The organism is Paenibacillus sp. J31R109 (assembly GCF_059692055.1).
Genome location: NZ_JCAUAR010000005.1, coordinates 175,238 through 200,562 on the forward strand (window position 1 = coordinate 175,238; position 25,325 = coordinate 200,562).

At 42.8% G+C, this 25,325-nt stretch carries 26 protein-coding genes; 18 read left to right on the forward strand and 8 right to left on the reverse strand.

All coding sequences use genetic code 11. From position 1 onward, the window contains the following. The first annotated feature begins 127 nt into the window (after window positions 1–127). Genes AC58QT_RS15980 through AC58QT_RS15990 form a run of 3 tightly spaced genes read left to right on the forward strand, consistent with a single transcriptional unit; the run spans window position 128 to window position 3,853 of the window. Complete coding sequence (locus AC58QT_RS15980; RefSeq protein ID WP_497409860.1) at window positions 128–1,222, forward strand: GerAB/ArcD/ProY family transporter; 1,095 nt, start codon at window positions 128–130, stop codon at window positions 1,220–1,222. Then, window positions 1,219–2,712, forward strand: coding sequence for a spore germination protein (locus AC58QT_RS15985; protein ID WP_497409861.1), 1,494 nt, complete (start codon window positions 1,219–1,221; stop codon window positions 2,710–2,712). Before AC58QT_RS15980 ends, AC58QT_RS15985 begins: the two co-directional genes overlap by 4 nt. Next, on the forward strand, window positions 2,696–3,853 hold the full coding sequence (locus AC58QT_RS15990) for a Ger(x)C family spore germination protein (protein ID WP_497409862.1): 1,158 nt from the start codon (window positions 2,696–2,698) through the stop codon (window positions 3,851–3,853). Before AC58QT_RS15985 ends, AC58QT_RS15990 begins: the two co-directional genes overlap by 17 nt. A 7-nt stretch (window positions 3,854–3,860) precedes the next feature. Here the strand turns inward: AC58QT_RS15990 and AC58QT_RS15995 are convergent, their stop codons facing one another. Continuing rightward, on the reverse strand, window positions 3,861–4,475 hold the full coding sequence (locus AC58QT_RS15995) for a TetR/AcrR family transcriptional regulator (RefSeq protein WP_497409863.1): 615 nt from the start codon (window positions 4,473–4,475) through the stop codon (window positions 3,861–3,863). Window positions 4,476–4,649: 174 nt separating this feature from the next. On the opposite strand from AC58QT_RS15995, the gene AC58QT_RS16000 reads away from it, so the two are divergent. The 5 genes from AC58QT_RS16000 (at window position 4,650) to AC58QT_RS16020 (ending at window position 7,911) form a co-directional block, all read left to right on the forward strand. After that, entirely contained in the window at window positions 4,650–5,243 is a 594-nt protein-coding gene (locus tag AC58QT_RS16000; protein WP_497409864.1) for a sterol desaturase family protein, read from the forward strand. Between the two features lie 175 nt (window positions 5,244–5,418). Continuing rightward, entirely contained in the window at window positions 5,419–5,616 is a 198-nt protein-coding gene (locus AC58QT_RS16005; protein WP_497409865.1) for a hypothetical protein, read from the forward strand. Window positions 5,617–5,770: 154 nt separating this feature from the next. Continuing rightward, window positions 5,771–6,361 (forward strand): DUF1989 domain-containing protein, encoded by a 591-nt coding sequence (locus AC58QT_RS16010; RefSeq protein WP_497409866.1) that lies wholly within the window; start codon window positions 5,771–5,773, stop codon window positions 6,359–6,361. 69 nt (window positions 6,362–6,430) lie between these two features. After that, on the forward strand, window positions 6,431–7,057 hold the full coding sequence (locus AC58QT_RS16015) for a LysE family translocator (RefSeq protein ID WP_310225635.1): 627 nt from the start codon (window positions 6,431–6,433) through the stop codon (window positions 7,055–7,057). Window positions 7,058–7,137: 80 nt separating this feature from the next. Continuing rightward, window positions 7,138–7,911 (forward strand): YqcI/YcgG family protein, encoded by a 774-nt coding sequence (locus AC58QT_RS16020; RefSeq protein ID WP_497409867.1) that lies wholly within the window; start codon window positions 7,138–7,140, stop codon window positions 7,909–7,911. Between the two features lie 7 nt (window positions 7,912–7,918). Here the strand turns inward: AC58QT_RS16020 and AC58QT_RS16025 are convergent, their stop codons facing one another. Then, window positions 7,919–9,253, reverse strand: a complete 1,335-nt coding sequence (locus AC58QT_RS16025) for an amino acid permease (RefSeq protein ID WP_497409868.1) — start codon at window positions 9,251–9,253, stop codon at window positions 7,919–7,921. A gap of 85 nt (window positions 9,254–9,338) precedes the next feature. After that, window positions 9,339–9,977, reverse strand: a complete 639-nt coding sequence (locus AC58QT_RS16030; RefSeq protein ID WP_497409869.1) for a spore coat protein — start codon at window positions 9,975–9,977, stop codon at window positions 9,339–9,341. Between the two features lie 170 nt (window positions 9,978–10,147). Between AC58QT_RS16030 and AC58QT_RS16035 the strand changes: the two genes are divergently transcribed. Then, the gene (locus AC58QT_RS16035) at window positions 10,148–10,765 is read left to right on the forward strand and encodes a uridine kinase family protein (protein WP_497409870.1); all 618 of its coding nucleotides are present in this window, start codon (window positions 10,148–10,150) and stop codon (window positions 10,763–10,765) included. A 91-nt stretch (window positions 10,766–10,856) separates the two neighbouring features. Here the strand turns inward: AC58QT_RS16035 and AC58QT_RS16040 are convergent, their stop codons facing one another. The 4 genes from AC58QT_RS16040 to AC58QT_RS16055 form a co-directional block, all read right to left on the reverse strand. Next, a complete protein-coding gene (locus AC58QT_RS16040) occupies window positions 10,857–11,570 on the reverse strand; it encodes a hypothetical protein (RefSeq protein WP_497409871.1) in 714 nt (237 codons plus the stop codon). Beyond that, a complete protein-coding gene (locus AC58QT_RS16045) occupies window positions 11,530–12,057 on the reverse strand; it encodes an RNA polymerase sigma factor (protein ID WP_497409872.1) in 528 nt (175 codons plus the stop codon). Before AC58QT_RS16045 ends, AC58QT_RS16040 begins: the two co-directional genes overlap by 41 nt. A 169-nt stretch (window positions 12,058–12,226) precedes the next feature. Beyond that, on the reverse strand, window positions 12,227–12,841 hold the full coding sequence (locus AC58QT_RS16050) for a hypothetical protein (protein ID WP_497409873.1): 615 nt from the start codon (window positions 12,839–12,841) through the stop codon (window positions 12,227–12,229). Between the two features lie 182 nt (window positions 12,842–13,023). Further along, the gene (locus AC58QT_RS16055; protein ID WP_497409874.1) at window positions 13,024–13,527 is read right to left on the reverse strand and encodes an RrF2 family transcriptional regulator; all 504 of its coding nucleotides are present in this window, start codon (window positions 13,525–13,527) and stop codon (window positions 13,024–13,026) included. Between the two features lie 286 nt (window positions 13,528–13,813). Between AC58QT_RS16055 and AC58QT_RS16060 the strand changes: the two genes are divergently transcribed. The 4 genes from AC58QT_RS16060 to AC58QT_RS16075 all read left to right on the forward strand — a co-directional run bounded on the left by AC58QT_RS16060 (window position 13,814) and on the right by AC58QT_RS16075 (window position 15,892). Next, the gene (locus tag AC58QT_RS16060) at window positions 13,814–14,074 is read left to right on the forward strand and encodes a cupin domain-containing protein (RefSeq protein WP_497410037.1); all 261 of its coding nucleotides are present in this window, start codon (window positions 13,814–13,816) and stop codon (window positions 14,072–14,074) included. Window positions 14,075–14,144: 70 nt separating this feature from the next. Beyond that, the gene (locus AC58QT_RS16065) at window positions 14,145–14,798 is read left to right on the forward strand and encodes an FMN-dependent NADH-azoreductase (RefSeq protein ID WP_497409875.1); all 654 of its coding nucleotides are present in this window, start codon (window positions 14,145–14,147) and stop codon (window positions 14,796–14,798) included. 78 nt (window positions 14,799–14,876) lie between these two features. Then, the gene (locus AC58QT_RS16070) at window positions 14,877–15,302 is read left to right on the forward strand and encodes a GNAT family N-acetyltransferase (RefSeq protein WP_497409876.1); all 426 of its coding nucleotides are present in this window, start codon (window positions 14,877–14,879) and stop codon (window positions 15,300–15,302) included. Between the two features lie 161 nt (window positions 15,303–15,463). Next, a complete protein-coding gene (locus AC58QT_RS16075) occupies window positions 15,464–15,892 on the forward strand; it encodes an organic hydroperoxide resistance protein (protein WP_310225620.1) in 429 nt (142 codons plus the stop codon). 62 nt (window positions 15,893–15,954) lie between these two features. Here the strand turns inward: AC58QT_RS16075 and AC58QT_RS16080 are convergent, their stop codons facing one another. Further along, window positions 15,955–16,536: a helix-turn-helix transcriptional regulator gene (locus AC58QT_RS16080; protein ID WP_497409877.1), complete on the reverse strand. Its 582-nt coding sequence runs from the start codon at window positions 16,534–16,536 to the stop codon at window positions 15,955–15,957. Window positions 16,537–16,934: 398 nt separating this feature from the next. Between AC58QT_RS16080 and AC58QT_RS16085 the strand changes: the two genes are divergently transcribed. From AC58QT_RS16085 to AC58QT_RS16105, 5 genes are all read left to right on the forward strand, one after another. Next, window positions 16,935–17,522 (forward strand): TetR/AcrR family transcriptional regulator, encoded by a 588-nt coding sequence (locus tag AC58QT_RS16085; protein ID WP_497409878.1) that lies wholly within the window; start codon window positions 16,935–16,937, stop codon window positions 17,520–17,522. A gap of 24 nt (window positions 17,523–17,546) precedes the next feature. Then, window positions 17,547–18,845, forward strand: coding sequence for an ABC transporter substrate-binding protein (locus tag AC58QT_RS16090; RefSeq protein ID WP_497409879.1), 1,299 nt, complete (start codon window positions 17,547–17,549; stop codon window positions 18,843–18,845). 23 nt (window positions 18,846–18,868) lie between these two features. Continuing rightward, window positions 18,869–20,683, forward strand: coding sequence for a sensor histidine kinase (locus AC58QT_RS16095; protein WP_497409880.1), 1,815 nt, complete (start codon window positions 18,869–18,871; stop codon window positions 20,681–20,683). Then, the gene (locus AC58QT_RS16100; protein WP_497409881.1) at window positions 20,683–22,224 is read left to right on the forward strand and encodes a response regulator; all 1,542 of its coding nucleotides are present in this window, start codon (window positions 20,683–20,685) and stop codon (window positions 22,222–22,224) included. Before AC58QT_RS16095 ends, AC58QT_RS16100 begins: the two co-directional genes overlap by 1 nt. 246 nt (window positions 22,225–22,470) lie before the next feature. Continuing rightward, on the forward strand, window positions 22,471–25,260 hold the full coding sequence (locus AC58QT_RS16105; protein ID WP_497409882.1) for a beta-galactosidase: 2,790 nt from the start codon (window positions 22,471–22,473) through the stop codon (window positions 25,258–25,260). Window positions 25,261–25,325: the final 65 nt, after the last annotated feature.

Here is a 25,325-nt window from a genome sequence, read left to right on the forward strand (position 1 = left end):
TATTTCCGGGGAAATCGAATGCTTCAGTATCCTGAGTTCACCTAAAACATTCCAATAATGTATAAAATGTGATCTTCAAGGAAATATAATGATGTTTCCTAATGATTGTTTTGGATGGGTGATGGGAATGGATAAGGCGATTGGTAAAATCAGTATTTTACAAATATGCATGATTTTTATGCTAATGAATGGACTTGTGAGTCATGTTATTATCAACCCAATGCTCCTTGATGCAGCAGGAAGAGATGCCTGGATCTCTATATTATTAACGGGGGTATTGTATCTTCCTTGGTGTGCCATCCTCGTTATGTTTATGAAGAGAACAGGCCAGCAGAAGCTGCAGCCGTGGTTAGCTAGCAAAACCAATAACATCGTATCGTGGATAATCGTACTTCCAATCTGCTTGTACTTGTTCCTGATGGGATTGTCCACTGTCTTCTATACTGCAATATGGACGAATATTGATTACTTGCCTAGTACACCTAAATTTACATTGCTTATTGTGTTATGCCTAACTTGCCACTTCTACGCGACTTCAGGAATACGGATGATAGCTAGCAGTGCGGGGATCCTGCTTCCCATTGTGGTTGCACTGGGCTTTTTTGTCGCATTCTCGAATGCCCCGCAGAAAGATTTCTCACTGCTAAAGCCTGTATTGGAGCATGGATGGCAGCCCGTCTTGCATGGCATGGTTTATGTCGGAAGCGGGTTTATTGAATTCATGATGATTATAGCTGTCCAACATCGGCTGAATACAGGTGTTCGGGTTTGGAAAATCGGCATATTGGCAGTGCTTATGGTCTATATTTCGTTAGGTCCTATCATTGGTGCTGTGACCGAATTCGGTCCTGTTGAAGCTGCAAAACAGTCTGAGCCGCCTTATGAGCAGTGGCGCTTGGTTAAATTGGGCAGCAATATTGAACATGTCGATTTCCTATCTGTCTTCCAGTGGATGTCTGGTGCGATTATTCGAGTCGGTTTCTCGCAATTTTTATTGGCCGAAATGGTCCCTTTTATTCATGCGAAAAAACGTAGTTGGTTTATCCTTGGTGTGACGATCAGCTATTTGCTGCTATCAATGATCCCCCTTGAGAAATATACGGTTTATTTATGGATGTATCGATTCTATTTCCCAACCTCCTTAGTTGTGGCCTTGTTCGTATCGATAGTTTGTATAGTGATCTCGTTGTTTTCTAAGAAATTCAAGGAGGGAACGGCATGACTGCAACTGAACTTGAACCCGTAGAGGGTTGGGACAAGCAGAAAATCAAAGCGCAATTTCTTCACTCAGCAGACGTAGAAATACAGCCATATCGATTTGAAGAGGGTAGCTCTTCTGAAGTTATTCTGATCTATAGCGGAGGATTAAGTGATGCCTCACAGATTGCAAAAGTCATACTTCCAGAGCTCGATAACTTGTACCGGCAACAAAGATTATGGGAATTGCAACTGAAACATATTTCCATTCCGTTGCCGTTGACAGCGATAGAACCCACAGCCTCGAAAGAGCAAATATCAGAGTGGATCTTTCAAGGAGATCTCATTCTGCTGTTCACACCGACGAATCTGCTTTTCAGAATGTGTATTGCTAATCGTCCAGAGCGTACTCCTGAGGAATCAAGCACGGAAATTTCCATCAATGGACCCAAAGATGGATTTGTTGAAGATATCAATATTAACGTGGCCTTAATACGAAAACGCATTCGTAACCACTCTCTTTGCTATGAAAGTTTTACATTGGGAAGAAGAACAAGAACCAAGGTAGGTTTGCTCTATTTTTCAGATATTATTGCTCCAAATGTGCTGAACGAAGTTCGAAAAAGAATAAATAAAATTGATGTGGATGGACTTCAAAGTGTTAATCAACTAGAGCAGAAGATTGCTGATAAACCGTTTACGCTAATGCCTTTATTTGATTATACCGGCAGACCGGACAAGGCAGTCACCAGTTTACTAAACGGAAGATTTGTCATTATCGTAGATGGGAATCCAATGGTTCTCATTGGGCCGGGCACCTTCTTACTATTACTAAAATCTCCTGAAGATATCTATTTTAGTTTCCAGTATATTTCGTTTGCGCGAATGATTCGTGCAATCAGTTTTTTCTTATCGATTTTATTACCAAGCGCATGGGTAGCACTCACTTCGTTCCATCCGGATCAGATTCCCTTTCGGTTGATGGCAACCATTGCCACGGCTCGGATTGGATTACCGTTCTCTGGACAAGTTGAAATGTTGATATTACTGATGTTGTTGGAGATCTTTCGAGAGGCTGGCCTTCGCCTGCCAAGTAATATTGGCCAGACCTTGACCGTTGTAGGTGGGTTAATTATTGGGGATGCCGCCATTCGAGCAGGTTTCGTTTCTCCGAGTGTCATCGTTGTTGGGGCCATCGTGGGAGTGACCGGTTCAACTTTAGTTAGTCAAAATTTGATCGGGGCCGTTATCGTCCTCCGCTTTGCGTTTTTTTTCATTTCTGCCGTATTTGGCATGTTTGGCTTAATCGTTAGTGTTGTGTTGTTTATAGGCTATTTGTGCAAACTAAGCTCCTTTGGGGTTCCGTATATGACGCCCCTGTCACCGCCGGTGTTTAAAGAAATAGCACGATCTATCCTACGACTTCCTTGGAGTCAATATACAAAGAGACCTAATGACTTAAACACTGTTGATACTGATAAGCAAGGGGAAGATCCGCATGAAAATAATCATTAAAACGTATATCGTGTTTACTATACTTTTAGTGGTATCAGGGTGTTGGGATTCCAAAACGATTCAAAATATGACGTATGTTACAGCACTGGGGCTTGATTATGAGGAGGGACATTTTATTGCTTATATTCAGGTGCTTAACTTTTCGAATGTGGCAAAGAGCGATAAATTAGAACTTGGTAAAAATGTCCCCGTATGGATTGGCAAGGGAGAGGGGAAGACGGTCATAGAGGCCTTATCATCCATTTATGCAACATCTCAAATAAGGGTATTCTGGGGGCACATTAAAGCAATTGTCTTAAAAGAAGGCGTTTTGAATAACAAATTGGCGCTTAGGCAAATCTACGATGCGATAGATCGCTATCATGAGGTTCGATATAATATCTTACTTTATACTACGAAGGATAGCTTTTCTGACATCTTAACGCAGAAATCAGTGCTTAATCTTTCGCCGCTGGACACGATCATGGATTCACCGGAGGAAACCTTTGCACAAAGATCCTTCATTCAGCCACAGTATGGTTACAAACAAATTGCCGAACTTAACGAAAAGGGCAGAACGGTCATCCTTCCAACACTGTCTATCACGAAAAAAGAATGGCAGGAAGATCAAAAAGAGAAGCCTATGTTTAAAATAAATGGCGCCTACGCCATGCAATCACATTTATTGATGGGGTGGTTTTCAGAAGACGATCTCAAAGGCGTGAGATGGTTTGATAAGAAATCGAATCGCGTATTTGTTCAAATACCCGATAATAAAAAACCGGAAGGATCGTTAGTACTATCCAAACCTCATCCTAAGATAGAAACACTGATTGATCAAGATGAAGCTCGCTTTAATCTAACCATAAAGGTTCGTGCGGTAGTGGAGGAAATGACCAAAAACGTTTCTATTAAGACGATGGAAGAACAAGCTGCACAAGTAGTTCGAGAAGAGATTCTTTCGACGTATCGAAAGGGCTTGTCCACACAGACAGACCTGTTGAATTTATTTGGAGAAATTTATAGAAATAAGCCTCAAGCATGGCATCGGTTACACGACGGAGGCCACTTGGTTTTGAAAGAGGACTCCATCAATCAGATTGAAGTCAAAGTGAAAATTACGCAAACTGGAAAATATAAAGGCAGAGTGCTTCCTGAGTAGTCTAGTCTTATTTAAGGACGGGTTCGCCCTTTAGACCGAAGGTTTGTAAGGGACCGTAGGTGGTCATGCGGGTTATCAGCAAGGCCATCTCTCGGGGAGAAAGTTGCATACCGCTTTCCAACCAATGCTGAATGACACCCAAATTTGCGGATGCCAAATAAGCAATAATGAACTCTCGCGGCACCGGTACGTGCTCAGACTGATGCAAAGACAGTTTATCAAAAAGATGTTTTTGCATGATCTGTTTTACTTGGCTGGGATAAGCAGCATCGCCTTTGGGGCCTAAGAGAACTCTGAAAAATACCGCATGCATGGTGAAAAAAACGAACAACTCCGTGAAAATCGGATGAGGCTCGTTACGTGCGGCATACTGGGTTATTTGAATAGGGTCAATGTTCTTGACGATTTCTAGTATGTTTTTGAGCATATCCTCTTTGCTCTGATCTAGGAGATCGTATTTATCACGGTAATGCAAATAGAAGGTTCCCCGATTCAAGCCGGCCTTCTGCATCAAGTCCCGGATGGTTGTGCCTTCGAAGCCTTTTTCTACGATTAAGTCAATTAAGGCATTTCTTAGCAACAGTTTCGTTCGTATGATTCTAGGATCCGTCTTGTCCTGCATGTTCCTCAGCCTCTCCTGAAACTTATTTTGTGAACTAATGAACATCCATTATGCAGGAGTCGGATAAGCGACTTTTGCTTGTATGTTGATCATTGAATTAATCCTCCAACTTATTATAATAAGCTGTGTAAGCAATAATCAACACGAAGTTCATTAAGTAGGAGGAGATCCTTTATGAGATCGGAAACGTCTTTTATGCATTATGTAAAAGAATTTATGAGTCAGCGACTTATTTTGTTTCTATTCTCTGTTAGTTTTCTTAGCTGTTGCGGAGTCATTGCGACGTACGGTAGTATCCGGACGGTGGCAGCAATATGTGTAGGTCCCATTATTGTTGTCTTTATCGAATATACAGTTCACCGTTACATTCTTCATGAATTTCCACGGATTGCTCCCTTTGCATATAAGGGGCATGTAGCACATCATGAATCTCCTAATGACATGAAATACTTGTTTGGACCCGTCTCGTTTGACGTATGTGCATATTTGGTCATTTTTGGGACGGCGTTTATGGTGACGGGGTTGGATTGGCATCTGTCTTTAGCCGTCGTGTTCGGCGCATCTGGCTTTCAAATCTATTATCAATGGAAGCATTATGTTTCCCATCGACCAATCAAACCATTGACCCCTTGGGGCAGATGGATGAAGAAAAGGCATCTGCTGCATCATCATATGGATGAGAAGGCTTTGTACAGTGTAACTAGTCCTGTGTTGGATATCGTCATGAGAACAAATCTGCCCAAAGCATCCAAAACGCGGTCATCCTAGTATTTGCCTAGTCATTATAATCAATCCTAGTCATCATACATTTTGTATTTAGCAGCCAGAAAAAGAAGTAAGCGTTACCATGATGTCACATACCTACCTTTTATGTTTTTGAAACTTTCTTTATCGAAAATACTGACTTGATATGACAAAATTAATTTGATGGGGGATGTTGAGTATGAAAACAATAACAGGAATATGGCTTGGCTGGATCGGTATCATTTTAGCAATTATCGGATTTTTTTATGCACCTGTGTGGATGGGCAGCATTGCCGTTCTTCTCGGACTTATTTGCTTGGCTACGCCTAAAAAGGGACTGGCTTGGTGGTCAGTCGGTCTTGGTATCGTGGCATTTATCATTCCATACTTTAACTAAGTAAGCTTGGTATAGAGAGAACCGATTTTGTAAGGTAGGTATGTGACATTATGGTAACCCTTGCTTCGTTGCAAGGGTTCTTTACTTTTTATCATAAATCCACCAATGATAAGCCATACTGTAAGGTAACTTATTTACAATTAGGAGGACCTGAATGAGTAAGCAGCATTGGCAAATCCCAGCTACAGAGGGTCTCGGTTTCCGGGTCAAACGGGACCAAGTGATTCGAATTACGGATGTGGAGGGGGAACAAGTGGCCGACTTTGTGGCCTATCGTGCGAATGATTTCAGCGAGCGACTGGACCCTACGGTTACAATGGACGCATTACATGCGATGAAAGTGAAGCCTGGGGATATGATTTACTCCAATAAATATACGCCTATGCTCACGATTATTAGGGATACGGTAGGACAGCACGACTTTATTAACTCGGCCTGTCGGCCTGAAATGTACGAGTTGCTGTATAAGAAGCGGGGCCACACCAGCTGCTATATGAACTTAAATGAAGCACTGGCACCATTTGATATCCCCGCCCCAGATCAACATTATCCCTTTAATATTTTCATGAACACCATCATTCAGCCATCGGGGCAAATCCTTGTAGAAAAGCCTTTATCGAAAGCAGGGGATTATATCGAACTTCGTGCTGAAATGGACCTGGTTGTGGCGATATCTGCTTGTCCCTGCGAAGAAAGTCTCTGCAATGGGTACAAATGTACACCTATTCGTGTTGACATCATTTAATCTTCTAATGAACTAGCACCTCTCATACAATAACTTGTACAAGTTATTTGATATTCAGGGGGCGAACTTATGCATGCTTTTGTCACGTATGTCATTCTAGGAATTTCATTATCGGCTCCCATCGGTCCTATTAACGCCGCTCAACTCGACAAAGGAGCCAGATACGGTTTTACTGCCGCGTGGTTGATCGGACTAGGCGCGATGTGTGCCGATTTGCTGTATATGCTGCTGATTTATTTTGGTTTAGCCCATTTCTTGACCACCCCGTTTATGAAAACATTTCTGTGGTTGTTTGGCTGTTTTGTACTTATCTACACCGGCGTAGATACGCTAAGAAACGTGAAGACAACCAAGGAAGCTAGCCCCCGCGAGGCCCAATCCAGCGTAAGTTCCTTCCGTTCTGGATTTATTATGGCGCTTACGAATCCGCTCAATATCTTATTTTGGCTCGGTATTTATGGCTCTATTTTAGCCGAAAGTGTGCAGAATTATGGACTTACCCAGGTGCTTTGGCATACCTCCGGTATCTTTGCAGGCATTCTATTGTGGGATGTTGCTATGGCCACGCTCGCTAGTTCCTTTCATAAGTTCGGGAGTCGCACTACCTTGCAAATCATTTCTGTTATAGCTGGCCTTTCTCTCATTGGTTTCGGGTTCTATTTCGGTTATCAAGCCTATAAGCAGCTAACGGGTTAGCAGAGTTCTAACCGAGATACTCACCCATATGACCTCCTTCGCATAGTATGCTTCGTACTTACGAAGGAGGTTATTACGACATGGCTGATCTATACGCCAAAGACTGGCTTGATACACATATGAACACCCTGGCAGCATGGAAACAGGATGCTTTCCGTCAATTCGGCAATATGATTGCAGATACAGGCAATACGTACCCTTGTATACCAGGCCGTCAAGGCTTCCTGACCAACAACCTGCGCTTTGGTTTTGCTGCTGATCCAAGATCAGAGCAGGCAGCCCTTGATACCATGGAGCTCTTGCAAGCTTATGGTCGTTGCTCGCGGGAAACAGGGAAATTTGCCTCGCTGGTTATCTTTTTCGAAACACCTGCAGACATGCTGAAAAGCTTCTCAGTAGAAGACTATGAGCAGCTTTTTTGGTCTGTTCTTAGTGGGGTTAGTGCCAAAGATGAGGCGCCATGGCCTGCGCATATTTCAAAGGATCCTGCCCACCATTCTTGGGAATTCTGTTGCGATGGGGAGCCCTATTTCTCCTTTTGCGGGACACCTGCCCACATGCTTAGAAAGAGCCGAATGTTTCCACATTTCCTCATTGCTTTCCAACCGCGCTGGGTGTTTGAAGAAATCAACGATTCTACTCCTTTTGGACGTAATATGAAGAAACGCATTCGCCAAAAATTAGAAGCATACGACAGTATCCCCGCACATCCATCTCTGAAATGGTACGGACAAGAGGATAACCAAGAATGGAAGCAATACTTTTTGCGTGATGACGAAAGCGTCCCTTCTAAATGTCCTTACACGTTTATGAAAAATAAACTAAAAGCTGTTGGTGTGCTTTTTCATAAATAAAATATCGTTACGCTGGCTCAGTTCGTTCCGAATGATGCTTCATCCACCAAGTAATTAGGATAATTACCAGCACGATAAGAAGGCTAGTCCAAAACCCAGGTCTACCGGTTTGCTCCAGAAGTGGTCCCGTTACGGCTACCATAATAAGTAGGATAGCGCTCCAAGATTTCAGATGGCCGCTAAGTGTTGGCCGAAGTAGTTTCAGATAGGATACGACGATAAGCAGCCACGTATATAAGAGCACCAATCCCCCGGCAGTCGTGATATGTTCAAAAATTTTGCTTGGCATGACTAGTGCAAGAACGATAGAAACACTGAGCCCGATCGTATTCACGCCTAGTGCATACAGCGGTAATTGTTTCTTGCCTTTCTTATTGGCCAGCCATGGAGGGGCATCGCCACCTTCTGCTAAAGCAACTAGCATCGTGGATACACCATATAGCGAGGCAACGAGGATAGAAAATCCTGCTATAATGAGAACCCCATTCATGATGTGTACGAGAATGGGTAATTCCATGATGCCAAGTGCGAGCAGCAGGGGGCTTTTTTCAGGCGTTACATGCTCTTTGGTAATAAAAAGAAGCGCTAAACTAATAGCTGCTATGTAGAGCACTGTGATCGCAAGCAGCATAAGTCTCCCAGCTTTAGTAGCCTCTTTAGGGTTTCGCAAATGGATGGCCATAAAGCCCATGACTTCTATGCCGCTAAATGCATAAAACGCATACAAAAGTCCTTTCCATGCACCTGTCCAACCGGAACCAAACCAATGAGCTGTACTGCCCTGAATCGTGTTTATCCCATGAGTTCCCCTGATGAAAATAATGACTGCGATTGCGATGAATAGAAGCACTGCCCCCATTTTTACGATAGCGCATATATTCTCGGTTTTGTTAATGCCTTTGGAACCAAGAATGATAACAAAAATGGCAAGGATCGAGTAACCAGCAGTCAGCACCCAGAGTGGCAGATTAGGAAACCAAAATTGTGTAAAAATACCAATGGCCGTTAAGGAACTGCCAAGAATGAGCATTTCCGAGGACCAATATAGCCATCCTACGCCAAACCCTGCCCAGCGGCCATAGGCTTCCCTCACATAATTTCGAAAAGAACCCTTTTCAGGGTTAGCGGCTGTCATCTGAGCTAGGGCTTCATATACAAATAAGGTAGCTAGTGCTGCCAATAAAAATATGGCGACGACCAGGAATCCACTCTTCTGAATGGCGATGCTGGATCCAAGGAAGAACCCTGTTCCGATCGTGCAGCCAATACCGAATAGGGCTAACTGCCACCAAGTTAGCTTGTTCGCGTTTTTGTCGTTGTTCGTATGCCGCAAAGTTGCCATAAGTGATGAACCTCTTCCCTGGCTAAAATGTGAGAAAGCCCAAACAGGGCATTTTGGGCCAATGTTGGGCTTCTCATGCTGCTAGCTAATGCACAGACATTCCTGCTCTGTTATTCGGCGGCATTTGTGGGGCCCCGGTTGCAGGGACGAATGCTGTCAGCATGCTTTGCATATCGGAAGGGGCTAATTGTGGCACTTGGTAGTAGGCAAGTCTATTTTGATAAAGGAAGATTTCATAAGCCATTTCTATGAAATTTTGTACTTGAGAAGCTAATACACGCCGAACGACGGGGTTCGTCACTTCCACGGCGGTCATCGTTAGTAAGGAAGCATGCGTTTTGACCAGACCTAGCATATGCCCGCTGATTCCCGCATCCTTCACATCAGCGAGGGATTGGTTTGGCTTTTTCGGTTGGGTTGGCTTAATCCCATAGATCGGCTCGGATAATTGCCTAATCATGTAGGTGGACGTTTCTTGGCTTGGTTTTTGCCCGGTTGTGAAACACTCTGCGGTTACATTGTACTGGGCAAGTGTGAACTGGTATTGACGATCCAGAATGTCCAGCAGCTCGCTATCTTGTACAAACTGCCTAAACATCATAAATTGGTCAAGCACATTGATGGTACAGGCCAACACCTCATGTAAATCGAAAAGCTCATGACCCCCGTGGTTTGTGCTCGGCATAGCTTGCATTTGATTATTAGGTTGCATTTGCTGTTGCATAACGAAGTCTCCTTTGGTGTAGAGGTTAACGTAACTTCGTTAATGTTGGTATTAGGTCTTTGGTTTATGCATGGATTTGAAGATCTCGTATAACTATAACTGTTTTATCCGTTTTCTTAATAGGCAAGAGAAGATATGATTAGGTAAACAGTTTGGATGGAGGTGAAGTTGTGCAGAATAACCATACAACAACCCAATTTCAGCATGCATTACAGACGATTGTGGCTGCTATTCATCCTTATATGAGTGGACGAACTGTTCCTTTGGTCGTGTCACTGGATGGGGGAAGCGGGGCTGGAAAATCTACGTTGGCTGCTGAGCTGGCTTCAGAATGGGATGCCACAATCATCCAATGCGACGACTTTTTTGATGCTACGATAACTGACAAGGAGTGGGATTCATTCACAGTGGATCAAAAATGCTTTCGTTGCATAGATTGGCAGCGTATGCGGAATGAAGTATTGTTACCACTATTGGCAGGTAGGATTGCTCAATATCACCCTTTTTCTTTTTCATCAGAAAATGCTTTGGCATCGAAAATGGTTACGTTACAACCTTCCAACCTAATCATCCTCGATGGGATTTATAGTGCTCTCCCTGAGATGTTCGATGTTGAGCACCTTACGGTTCTCGTGGATGTATTACCCGAACTTCGCCGCTATAGGCATAATACAAGAGAGGGTACTGAAGATGTAGATTGGCATCGCAGATGGGACCCAGTTGAGGATTATTATTTTTCAGTCTTGAGGCCGCCAGCATTCTATCATGTAATTGTGTTTAACACGTAGTACATATTGTGCTAGAGGTAACGATAGTTGAACCACAACAAAAGGCTGCCTCGTGGCAGCCTTTCATTTTGCTACAAAGATAAGGTCACTTTTAGTTTGCTGGTGCCTGTATATAAGCATCACCTATAGTCAAGAGGTCAGCTTCATTAGTAGCCCCAATAATCTGTATATGCGAGATTGTGTTATTTTTCTCTTTTATCATAATCAGAAGGGTGTACATCTTGCCCTCTTTATCAGCAATCAGCTGCGAGTAGATCCCGTGTTCATTAAAGATGGTATTTGTCTGGTTGTGTGCGTCAAGGTTACCACTTTGAGTTACTGTGATTTGTTGCCCCAGGGCGTTTGAATAAACAGCGATATATTGATCAACACCTGATGTTTTGGAAGTCTCTATGACGTGTTTAAAAAGAATTCCTTTACTCTCATCACGTTTCCAGCCGCCGATTGTTTCCGGTTCACGAATTGGAAACGCCGATACGGCTCGCGCTTCAGATAAACGATAAGTCTTTTGTACATGATTCGTATCGTCGGAGAATTTCTTCAATTGATCGATTTTTGCAACGTGATGCGCAGGCACCGATACTGTTTGTTTGTGTACATTCAGCATAGTACTCGCGTAGGCGACACTAGGAACTAGGATTGCTGCAGCGACAAGAGATATGGCTTTCCATTTGAAAGATTTACGTTTGGGGCGATCTTCTTGAGCAAGCCTATGAAATAGACGAGCTTCAAATTTATCCATATCTACCTGTAGGTTATGATGTCTAAATTGTTTTGCTATCTGAAGCTTCTCTTCTAAATTCAATGTGGTGTTCCTCCTTAAGCAATTTTTGTAAGCGCGCACGTGCTCGATGAAGTCTTATTTTCACACTTGCTTTGGTAATTCCAATTAATTCGGCAATCTCTTGCACCTGTAAATCTTCAAAATAATATAAAACGATGGGGACCTTGTACTTCTCTGGTAGGGACAACACGATATTATAAATATCTCCTCTATGTTTTTTATCCAGATACATATTCTCCGCGCTTTTAGCTACTTGTTCAGGAAAAACAGAAGTTACGATTTCACGCAAACTTCTTTTTTGATAGGTTCTACACTCGTTACTAACAATTCTATAGAGCCATGGAAATGGATTTTCAGGGTCTTTTAACTGTTTCATGGAATGATACGCTTTAATAAAGGCATCTTGAACACGATCTTCTGCTGTTGATTGGTCTTTTACATACATATAAGCCACTCTAACTAACCGTTCTGTGTACAAAGCTACCCAATTTTTAAATCTTTGCTCCATGGATATTTCACCTCACTGTTATCTTAATGACTAATGGAAACCCTTTTTGGTTACACATGTGAGTAAACTATTTTTTGGGATTTATGGTTTTATATAAAAAAAAGACTGCCGAGGCAGCCTTTTTCACATCTCCATGTTCTATTTTTTTTCTATTACAGAAGAGATTACATTAGTTTGTAGGAGCTTTTATATAAGTATCACCTATAGCCATGAGATCAGCCTCACTAGCATCTCCGATAATCTGGATATGTGTGATTGTGTTATTTTTTTCTTTGATCATAATCATAAGGGTATTCATCTTTCCTTCTTTATCTACAAACAGTTGCGAGTAGATCCCATCTTCATTAAACTTGGGGTCTGTCTCATATTGCGCGTCATGGTTACCACTCTGAGTTACTGTGATTTGTTTCCCCTGAGAATTTGAATAAACATCCATATATTGATCAATACCTGATGTTTTGGAAGTCTCTATGACATGTTTAAATAAGGTTCCTTTACTCTCATCACGATGCCAGCCGTCGATCGTTTCTGGTTCACGAATTGGAAACTCCGATAGGGCTCGGGCTTCAGATAACGGATAAGTTTTTTGCACATGATTCGTATCATCGGAGAGTTTCTTCAATTCATTGATTTTTGTAACGTGATGCGCAGGCACCGTGATTGTTTCTTTGTGTGCATTCAGCATGCTACTCGCGTAGGCAGCACTTGGAATTAGCATAGCGGCCGCTACAATCGTTACGGCTTGCCATTTAAAGTTCTTACGATTTTTCTTCACAATAGACATGTGATAATCCTCCCAAAAGTTAATGAACAGACGCTTTACGTCTATTTCACGAGAATGACTATTTTTATTCAGTTTTGGTTACATTTTTTAAAAAAGTAGGCAAAAACACAGCAAAAACACAGCCTTATGGGCTGTGTTTTGTTGGTTTTACATCGGGATGACATCATAATCGCGAAAAGAGATTATTCATTGTTACTTAGAGCGAAAAAGTCACGCGTATCTTGGCGGGCTTTAGGCATTAACACGCGATCTAACTCTTCATTCAGCCAAAGCAACGATTTATTGTGGAGATGCTTACGCATACTTTCCTCGGCATCGCGCATCGTCAAGTTAATAATACAGGGAGTGGCTCGGGTGCATGCCGCGATCTCCTCATCTCGGCACAGATAGCTGTTATCTTTAATATTTTTGCATTGAAAAATAGGAGATGAGCCTTCAACGGCTTCTACAACATCCCAAAACGAGATTTCCGCAGGAGGCTTGGCTAATCGATAACCGCCTTTCACCCCAGGAACGGAGATAACAATACCTGCCTTCGTTAGTTTACCGAAAATTTTCGAGAGATAGGTCTCCGAGATGCCTTGGAACGTAGATAGTTCTTTAATCCCTATAGTCGACTTAGACGGAATGTCGATCAAATAAACCAAGCAATGCAGCGCATATTCAACACCGATACTGTACTGCATGCAAACACCTGCTTTCTGGACAACCAAACTTGATATTAAATATCTTAAGTGGATAAATGGTCCTTGTCAAATCAAGGTTTGGCGGATTTTGCAGTAATTACACATGATCGAAGATTGACAATCAGGAGGGAAAGAGGTATTGTAGACAATGTCAATAGACGATATACATTGTCGACGATTAACTTGTGAAAAGGTAGATTGCGAAGGAACCTAAATTCAACGGCGTCACAATGGCGAAGAAAAAGAATTAACGGAGGTTAGACTTCATGAACAATCATCAAGTGTCATTGTAGGAACAGCTCGATTCCACTTGGATGGAAAAGAATTCGATGCGAAAGCAGGCGATATCGTTGTCGTCCCAAAAGGTACGCATCATACTTTCGCTAATTTTGACACTGACACGCCTCTGCTTATGCAGATTACATTTACTCCCGCGGGAGATGAGCTTGCTTTTCAGGATTGTGTTGGAAAGACAATTGAAGAAATCGTGGATCTGTCTAGAACCAAATACGAAGTTATCTTCACGGGGCCACCACTTGAAAAATAAATCGAGACATAGACTTGCAGATCATGAATAATAGACAATTTGGATTTCATTCATTAGGAGGAATTATACAATGAATAAAATGTTAATTATTAATGCCCACCCGAAAGTAGATTCAACATCTTCTTTCAGTTCGAATGTGCTTCATCATTTTCTGAAGACATATAAGGAATTAAACCCAAATGAGGCCATAGAACAAATCAATCTATACAGCGAAGAAATACCAGCAATCGATCAAGTGGTACTAAGTGCATGGGATAAGTTAGCGAAGGGTGAACCAATCAACGCTGAAGAACAGAAAGTGACCTCGCGGATGGCTGAAGTACTGCAACAATTTAAGAGCGCTAATAAATATGTCATTGCTATGCCGCTGCATAACTTCAACATTCCATCCAAACTAAAGGACTATATGGATAACATCATGATTCCTCGCGAGACATTCAAATATACCGAGAATGGTTCGGTAGGGTTGCTGAAGGACGGTCGAAGCCTACTCGTTATCCAAGGAAGCGGTGGCGTCTACACTAATAATGATTGGTATACGGAAGTAGAATATTCGCATAAATATCTCAAATCTATGTTTAATTTCTTCGGGGTTGAAGATTATCAAATTATCAGAGCTCAAGGGACAGCTGTCTTCAATCGGGATGAAATATTGGAGAAAGCTTACAAAGAAGCTGAGGCAGCCGCTTCACATGTATCCAAAGTGACGGTTCAAACAACCTAATTAAAGACGTAAAAAGAGGATAACCTACTATGGAAAGGATGATCCAAAATCTTAAACGCACAAATTTCTATTGAAATTATGCCACTGAGAGCAGAAGACCGTAACCGTTGGATCTTCTTATCTCAAGGCTATAAGACTTTTTACGAGACGCATCTTCCTGAATCCATCTATGATGAGGTCTGGCACCGATTGTTACATGGCGATCATATATATGGTTTTGGCGCACACTTAGATGGAAATTTGGTCGGGATAGCTCATTATCTATTTCATCAAACGATCTGGATGGAAAATTCTTGCTACCTGCAAGATTTATTTGTCGATGAGGCTGCTCGAGGGCATGGGGTTGCTCGTGCACTTATTGAACGGGTAGCGCAATCAGCACGTGAACATAACGCTCTTCGATTTTACTGGTTAACTCATCATGACAATACGGCAGCTCGTTTACTCTATGACAAAGTTGCCATGAACGAGGGATTTATTCGATATGAGTATCTGCTTAAATAAAATAAATGCACGACTACGTTTCGTTTGATCTCTAGTTATGAATATGGACATCACAATTAAGAAAGTATAAACCAGAGTGGCAGAGGAAAGTGTTCGCTTATCTAGATTGCCCTCGTGACAATATCGATAAATAATCCAGTCATAAAAGGAGAATTTCAGAAATGGTAAAAGTGGAAAAGAAGTTGTATACAGCTACTGTAAACGTTAAAGGTGGAAGAGACGGCAAAGCTGTTTCCAGTGATGGTAATCTTGACTTGGACTTGAGATATCCCAAGGAATTAGGAGGCAACGGAGCTGGAACCAACCCAGAGCAGTTGTTCGCTGCAGGATTCGCCGCGTGCTTTGAAGGTGCGATGGGCACTGTCCTTAGAAAAAAGAGTATTAAAGCAGAGGGTATATCTATCGTTTCTAATGTTACCCTAGGCAAGGACGCGAGCGACGGCTATGTACTAGCTGTGAATATGGACATCACAATAAGCGGAGTAGAAACCAGCGTGGCTGAGGAAGTTGTCGCGGAAGCTCATTTGGTTTGCCCATATGCTAGAGCAACCCAAGGTAATATCGAAGTCATAACGAACGTAGTTGGTTAATCAGCGAATGAAAAGACCGCCAAATGGCGGTCTTTTTTTATGTGCAAAATTGTAGGTTTTGTTTAAGTTTGATGCTTCCGATAATCTCCCGGTGTGATGCCTATATGCTTTTTGAACGTTCGATTGAAATGGCTAATGTGATTATAACCAACACGTGCGGCAATTTCAGTCACATTTAAATCTGTTTCTTTGAGCAACGTCATGGCTGACAAAATGCGAATGTCCGTTAATAGCTCGATATAGGTTTTTCCTCTAACAAGCTTCAACATATGACTGAAATAAGAAGGGGCCATCAACGCTTTGGCTGCGACATCTTCCAAATGAAGGTCATCATGGTAATGCGACTCCATATAATCAATAGCTTCATAGAAGGCTTTTCTATGCAAAGCTACTCTATGGCTATCCTGTTGGCTCTGCAGATGGACAAACCGCTTATACTGTCTGACGGTGATGACGAGAAGTCGGAGCAGTTCGGCTTTTATCGCCAAGCGGTAACCTTCTTCTTGAGACTCCCATTCGGCGAGAATAACATGGAGCAGGCTTTCAACCACCGTTTGCGTAGAAGGAGGAAGTGTCATTTTGGGAAGCAAGTCCGCGTCGGTAATCAGAGGTCTAATATAGGCAAAATCAACAAAGGTCTCCATATGCGCCAAATCTCGAAGGCTGTCATTAAGTGCATGAGGCATAAAAACATGGGGCTTGCGGCGCCAGGTGTTAAACTTTCACCAGATGAGATTCTAGACAGCCACTTTGTTTTGTTTGAGGGAATGCTGCGGTTTCAACACTAATTTTAAGACTAATAAGGCCAGGACTCCATGTAATATCGTGGAGCCTGGCTTCTTTTGTGTTAATTGAAGTTGCAGCAAATTGGCTCTCCGCGTCATTTTTAACTATGGTCTAGTTGAATAGAAGTGTGTATAATCGTAAACAAGTAAAAGAAAACTGGGAAAACGAAATGAGTTTTTCTAGTTTATATGTTTTTAAGAGCGCTTTCATTTTAAGGTAAAAGGATAATCTGTTCCTAAGGAAGTGAAGGGGAAGAATGGATTTCAAATCACGTGTTATGAAAGCTGCTATTGAGGAATTTGATGAGAAAGGAATCCGCTTTACGATGGATGATCTTTCCGCCAAGCTGGGCGTTTCCAAAAGGACACTATATGAGCAAATAGGGAACAAAGAAGACATTATTCGCTTGTTCATTCGAGAAGCGTTCACGAGCATTAAGGAACAGGAACAGCGCATTATGTCTGATGAATCGCTGGACGTTGTTACTAAGTTAATGGCGATTATTCAAATTATGCCCAACTTTTCTGCTGTACTAGACTACCGGCGAATCTATGAAATTGAAAAGTCATTTCCAGAGCTCTTCATCGAAATAGAAAACAATTTGCAAGCGGATTGGGAAACGACATTATTATTAATTGAGGAAGGAATCAGGCTCAAACGTCTCAAACCGATCAATCCTCTCATTTTCAAAGAAGTTCTCTTATCCACAATGGATCGCATGCTGAAAGATCGATTTTTAATGGAAACCAATTTGACGTACGAAGAAGCGTTGAGAGGGGCAATTGAGATTGTTTTTAACGGCATCGTGCACAATAAAGACTTAGCGATAGCAAGCCAAGCGTAGCGTTCGAATAAAAGGAGGTTTATCTTGAAAATATGTGCTCGTTTACTCCCTATAGGGGTATCACTCCTTCTACTAACAGCCTGCGAATCTCAGATTTCGACGACCATTCCTAAGCCAACACCGAAAGAGCAGACATTAACGTGGGTTCATCATTTTGATGAGGAAGGCGCACGCAAATGGTTGGAAACGGGTACACAGTTGTTCGATAAAAAGTATCCAGCCTATTCGTTTGCTCTAACGGGAGTAGATGCTGGAAATTACATGAGCTTGTTGCGGACGAAAGCGGTCTCTAACACGATGCCTGATATCTATATGGTAGATTCCATCTCGGCTGCGAAAGATCTCATTCAAAGTGGATATGCCCTAGACCTAACTGGGCAGCCGTTTCTTTCACAGATTGATGAACGGTACCTTCAAGGCGTCAAGTCGTCTGACGGTAAAATATGGGCGCTTCCCATTGACGTAAACGGTGTGGGTGTCATTTATAATAAGGACGCCTTTGCTAAAGCAGGAATCCTTAACCCACCTTCAACTTGGTCCGAATTCTTGCTGGATTGCCGCAAGCTGGAGAAAGCAGGAATTACCCCTATCGCGGCAGGTTATAAGGATAGCTGGACGATACTCTGGGATGTCGCTGCGGATCTCTTGGTCAGCCAATATGCCTTTGAGCCGAACTGGATCACCGATGTGGAAGCAGGCAGAACGACGTTTAAGGAGGATCATATTCATTTCAAAAATGTCCTTAAGCGATATGCCGACCGACTGGCTTATATCAACAGTAAACCGTTCGAAACAGATTGGAATCAAGCGTTAGACATGCTAGCTGATGGTAAAGCGGGCATGATCATTAATGGGACATGGACAGTAGATGGCGTTAAGTCTAAGAATCCATCGAGTAATCTTGGCCTATTCGCTTTTCCATATTCGGAGCATCCAGAGGATGCAAAGTTCCCCTTAAAATCAACGGGTGGCATTGTGATTAACCCGAAATCGTCCCATAAAGAAGCGGCCTTACAAGCGTTAGACATATTTGCATCTAAAGAAATGGGGCTTAATTTTCAGACGAATAAAAAAGCATTATCTGTGATAAAAGGACTGCCGACTGACTTCGATCCGACGTATGTGGAACTGGACAAAGCTTATATTCAAACTTCCAAAGTCTATGACTGGTCGAAGATGACGACTGATTTCGTTAACCAAGATCTTCAAAAAATATATGTGGATGCGCTTACGAGATTCGCTCTGGATAAGAATCGCAACACGGATGTCTTCCTAAGTGAGCTTGATCAAGCTTTCGATCGGATTCGTAAGCCTGTAAAATGACGTGCGAATAAGGAGTAATGCGCATGAGTAGTTTCCCCTGGATTTTCAAGCCTATCAAAGATTATCGTATCCGTATGAAAATTTTCTTGTCAAATATGATTATTATCCTATTTATCTCATCAGCCATCGGTGGCGTCGCGATTTATGTCTCTACAAAGTTCATTGAATCGAATACAAGGGATCTTTCCATGCAAGTCATTCATCAAGTTGCGGATAATATTGAGAACAGAGCAAAGGAGGCTTTAAATTCATCGGTTTACGTGTTAAGTGACAGTGGTATTCGCCAAATTGTCGCAGAACAGGGGGAGAAAGTAACGTCAGACAATTATCCTACCTTCCGAAGCCGCATGGAATTTCTCCTGGCACAGTATGGAAATAGTATTCCCTATTTAAATTCGATCATGATCCAAACACGAACGGGGCAAGTATATTGGTGGGAAAATAGAAAAGGCATCACGCATTCCTATCAGCAAGGGGATATTTCAGCAGAGACGAATCAGGCATCCGCCTATTTGAGATTGCATGGCGTGAATCTAGGCTGGTCTCCTTCCTTACGTCAGCAAAAAGAAGTTCATCTAATTCGAGACTTTGTCGACGTTAGTCAGCTGGATCAAAGCTTAGGCACGCTTGTTTTTAATTTGGATACGGAATATTTCTTATCACTAGGTAATAGCAGCTCCATTATTAAACAAAACAATATGGTTATTATGAATCCCTTCAATGAATTATTGGCTGGTGGCGGGACACCAGGGACGAATGAACTCATTGCCAAGAGTTTGAGCTATCAGCTCAAAGAAGGTGATTACTCCATGGCAACGATGGAGACGGTTCAAACAGGAAGTCACTTATTTCTGCAAGAACAAACCGCTACGCTGGGGTGGCGAGTGCTTTGCTTCATTCCTTTGTCCGAACTCTTGTCGAATACGCGTATTCTCGTTCTGCTTATAGTTCTCGTTATATGTATAGCTGTTGTCATATCAACTGGGATTGCGATTCAACTCTCGAAGTCAACGACGAGGAATATCAAAGTATTAGAACAAACCATGCGTAAAGTAGAAGATGGGAATTTTGATGTCCGAATTGTCCCGCAGGGGAATGATGAAGTTGGCATTTTATCTGTGCGATTCAATTTCATGTTGTCCCGGATTAATGATTTGATAAATACGGTTTATAAAGAGCGCATTGCTAAGCAGCAAGCAGAATTTACAGTCTTGATAAGTCAAATTAATCCCCATTTCCTGTACAATACATTAGGCACGGTGAAATGGTATGCGCATATGAATCAACAGTCTGAGATTGTAGGGATGGTTAGCGCAGTAATCGACATGCTGAAGTCTTCGGTTAGGCGTGTTGGTGAATTCCATCGGCTAGAACTGGAAGTCAATCTACTGAACAATTATATCTTCATTCAAAAGATGGGATATGGTGACGCCTTCCAGCTGAGAAACGAAATCGATGATAGCTTACTGGATTGTGAGGTTCCCTATTTCATTCTTCAACCGCTTGTCGAGAATGCGATTCTTCATGGCATTGAAATGTCTAAAGGGATAGGCCTGATCACACTAGGTGCTTTCATTGAAGGGGAGCAGCTTGTATTGATTGTGGAAGACAATGGAATGGGGATGGACGCTCATCAAGTAGACAACTTACTTAGCGGGGTGAACCAGAAAGAGACCGTTCCAGGCTTGAATGGCATAGGTATCCGCAATGTACATGAACGGATGCAACTGTACTATGGTGAGAGTTATGGGCTGAGTTACGAAAGCGTTCCAGGGTTAGGTACGAAGGCTATATTGCGAATGCCCTATAAAAAGCTGCCAATAGAGGAGGCCATATGATGTTGAATGCGATGATCGTTGAAGATAATGCGATTTACCGATATGCCATCAAGTCGATCATTCGATGGGAGGATTATGGGTTTCATATTGTAGGCGAGGCGTTGAATGGCGTTCATGCGCTCGATTTACTTCAACATCATCATGTTGATTTAATTGTCACGGATATTTCGATGCCAGAGATGAGTGGCATTGACCTTATTCAAAAGGTGAAACAGTTAGATGCGTCTATTAAAATGGTAGCGCTGAGCTCTTTCGATGATTTTAGGTACGTAAAAGAAGCATTGAAATTAGGCGCAGAGGATTACTTGCTAAAACATGATTTGGAGCCAAGTACGCTTCAACAACTGCTAGAGCAAATGTCGAAGAAAATCATAGCCGATAATCAAAAAAGGAAACAAGATGCGCTTCGGACATCCAGCTTTGAGGAAATGAGAGGAATGCTCGGCCGCAAGCTGCTCTTAGGGGACGTTCAGGCAGAGGAAGTCAATGATCAAGCGAATGCGATGGAATTCCCCATCCATACAGAACCATCGATCGTCATACTTCTAGACGGGCATGGAGAATCTGGCGCTTATGTATCCAATGAGCTGCTGAGTTCGTATGCAATGATCATTCCAATCACGAAGCAAAGATCCGCCATCATCGCTTATTACCCTCACGAGAAGAGTGAGAGGAAGTGTGTGGAAATGGCGCAGCAATTGGCTTCTCAGCTGTATATGGACACGAAAGGGCATAGCGGCTCAGCAATAATTGGCATCAGCGGTGTTGGATTCGGTTTGAAAGATTTAGCGCTTCTCTATAAGCAAGCCGAGCGTGCTTTGGAGTTATTCGTCTATGAGGGAATCCAACAAATTTACCATTATTCTTCCATAGAGGTTCGGGAAGCAGCAGGACCAATAGCGAGTAATGTACAGTTGCAACCGCTTATTATGGCAATGAAGAGCGGCAACTTCCAAGACATACAGATACAAACGGAGAAGCTCTTTCAAACGCTAAATGTGCTTAGACCGCCCGTTAGTCAGGTAAAGACGATCTTAACGGAGTTGGTGCTCCTATTAAAAACAATTGCGATAGAGAAAAACAACTTCACGGTCGAAGTTGAACAAAGCTGTAAGGAAATGAGATCACTATTGGAGCAAAGCAACCAAGCTCTGAAGCAGTTGCAACAGCAGTTTCTGCATGTGAACCGACAACTGACGGGTGAACCGGCTGCAAGCCAAGTTATCCGTAAGGAAATTCAATTAGCGATGGCTTACATCGACGAACATTATTCGGAAGATATTACGGTAACTCAAATTGCTGAGATCCTTCATCTCAGTACGAATTACTTATCGAATTTATTCAAAAGTGAAACCGGCATGCGCATGATTGAATACATCAATCGCTGCCGAATTCGCAAAGCGAAGGAACTGCTTCGAGATTCAAATCTCAAAGTTTATGAAGTTGCAGAACGTACGGGCTTTCAAGAAACGTCTTATTTTTGCAAAGTATTTAAAGAGTTAGAGGATAAAACAGTCAAGGATTATCGACGACTTCCGTGAATTGTATAATAAATCAGTGATTGTTGGAATGTAATTGGCTTCGAATTGACATACAATTCGAGGCTTTTTTTGTTTTCTAGTCGTGTAAACATCCGTGAATTTTAATAAAACTTGAAGTTTTGTTTAATGTAAGCGCTTTTACACAGGGCTATAATAACTACATAGAGCAGCGACTAACAAACCGTTGGAAATGAAACGGGTTTCATAAACGAAATTGACGATTCGGTCGGGGGAGGTTCTACATACATGAATGTATTCAATACCCAAGAAGCTATTGTGCAATTATCACCTGATGCTTTACGAATCAATGGGAAACCAGAGATCGTAGTATGTGCTTCTTTATTTTATTTTCGTTTACCTCGCGCACTATGGAAGGAACGTCTTCAGAAAGTGAAAGCCTATGGATATAACGCCATTGATGTTTATTTTCCTTGGAACTATCACGAAAAAGAGGAAGGGAATTGGGACTTTAGCGAGGAGAAGGATGCAGCTCAGTTCTTGCAAGACGCTTCGCAAGCGGGATTATGGGTAATCGCGCGACCAGGACCTTATATTTGTTCGGAATGGGATGGCGGCGCGCTTCCTGCCTACTTGTTTGTCAAGGATAACTTGCACATCAGACAAAACGATCAACACTACTTACAGTATGTTGCACGCTGGTATGATCAAATTCTTCCTATCCTTAAGAAGTATCAAATGGGAGAAGGCGGAACGATCATCGCTGTTCAACTGGAAAACGAGCTTGATTTCTATCCTTGTGCTGACCCTAAGGGATATATATCTGCCTTGCGAGATATGGCGTTAGCACACGGAATTACAGTACCGCTTATTGCTTGTGCGGGACAGGGCGGCTTGGTTGAAGCATCTGGTCTGGCAGAAGGTGTTGTGCCAACCTGCAACTTTTATCCCAATGACCGGGACCCCGTTTTGGAAGAAAAGGTGCTGTACTACAAAAGCGAATTAGGCAGACGTAATCTCCCCTTGCTGGTGACAGAGACGAATCGTTCCCACTACCTGCTGCGTAGGTTATTATCTTGTGGCGTCAAATTGCTCGGCCCTTATCTGCAAGCGTCTGGCACTAACATTGGATTCACGAACGCCATTAACAATTGGGGGAATCCACTTTCGTTCTTAACATCCGATTACGACTTTCATGGCATGATTACACCCGAAGGACATGTGAGAGACGAGGCATTTGAGGGGAGACTGCTGTATCAAGTGATTCAAGCCTATGGCAGTTCGTTGGCAGAGGCGCAACCTGTTGCGAATGACAGCGGATCACACTACCAATTAGCCCTGAAGCAAGGCGGATATCTACTTTTCTTATGCAATGTCACTGATAATGATGAATGCGCTTACTTACCAACCGAACAAGCTAGCTTGCCAAGCTACACAACGCTAATTGCCAAGCCTGATCGCTGTCCGATACTCCCTATCGGAATTCCCCTGCACACGTGGGGGTTAGATGAAGGTACGCTGTTGTACGCAACTGCGGAGCTTGCCATGGTAAGGCATACGAATGATCGTACGCTATTTGTCTTCCATTCCGAGGGCGAAGGAGAACTCAGCTTCGAATTCCAATCTGAGCTTCACGTTGTTAAGAGTACGATGAAGCTGTGTGAGCAGAAGGGTTCGTCGTTGACTGTCAGCTTTCAGGCAGAGGAGCAAGCCAGTTCAATACTCATCCGTTTAGAGGGAGATCGTCTTATTGAGCTTGTGGGAATTAGCCGTTCCAAAGCTTTACTCCTAGCGTCCATAGATGAAAGTGGACAAATGTGTTATAGCACCAAAATCGATCGAGTTATCGAGCCATGTGAGGTTGATGTTGATTGGATGCTAAGCCAGTTGAGTCCAACGACTTCAATTGCTCAAGGAGTTATTTCGCTTGGTGATCAGGCGGACTACTTAGAGAAGCATGGCGTCTACCGAGGATATGCGTGGTACACATCAGAATTAGCTAAGCCATTAGCGCAGGAAACGTATAAAGGTGTCCTGATTCAACAAGCAAGCGATGTTGTTTCCGTCTATGCGGGAGCAACGTATCTAGGAACCGTTACACCAGGTGGTGGAAGTCACTATCTTCCTTTTACAGATGAAGTAGATTGGGAATATGACCTGCAGACGCGTGTTGAAATTTGGGGTCATACGAACTTCCATGATAAGCGTTTACCCGCACTTAGTTTGAATGGGCTCAAGGGTTTAACAGGCGTTGTAGGCGTGACGTCTACGATAGATTTGAGGCAGAATTGGCGCGTTAAGCATCTTCAATCAGACGCAGATAGAGACGTATTCGCAGACCCTGTGTACGATGATTCCTTATGGCCAATCGTAGGCTTGGGTGGTTGGCTTTCGGCGGATCAACCGTCTTATGAGTGTTACCGGAAACAAATTAAGCTAGATGATGGGGCTAATGCATGGGTTCTTCATGCGAATGGCATGGTTGCTAATGCTTTCATTTATGTGAACGGACATGCGCTCGGGCAATTAAATCCGCATAATCCATTCTTTGATCTGACTCCCTATGTAGAAGCGGGGGAGACAGCAACACTGACTGTGTATCTGGTGAAATCCTACGAGACATTAAGCGGTCAAATCGATCTCTATGAAGGAACGAAGGCAACGAAGTGGTCATTATCAGCTTGTGAGGAAGATGGCCTGTTGAAGCATGCTGAGCTTGCTAAGGCAAAAGCAACGCCCGTTGATGCAGCTATTACGCTCAAACCAGGCGACTTGGCCTGGCTTTACGGAACGATTAACCATACCAACGAGGGTAGAGGCTGGCGTGTATATGCTTCTGGCAGCGATATGAAGCTGACGGTTATCTTTAATGGTCTTGTGGTGGGCCGATTATGGACCAAAGGGGGAGCAAATCGTCCTGAGTTTCGTGGAGGAAACGAGGAATCCTTTTATTTGCCAGGACCATGGTTTAAGGAGGAGGGTTCGGGCAGTGAAATGGTTATCTTGCTTGAGGCTGTAGGAGCAAGCGAGCATGCATGGCTGGAGCCATTACGATTCGTGCCCATCGCAGAGGCTTAAAAAGGAAGGAGTAGAAAGATGAAAACAGATGCTAAATTACATGTGCTGAGTGGCGTTAACGTTGG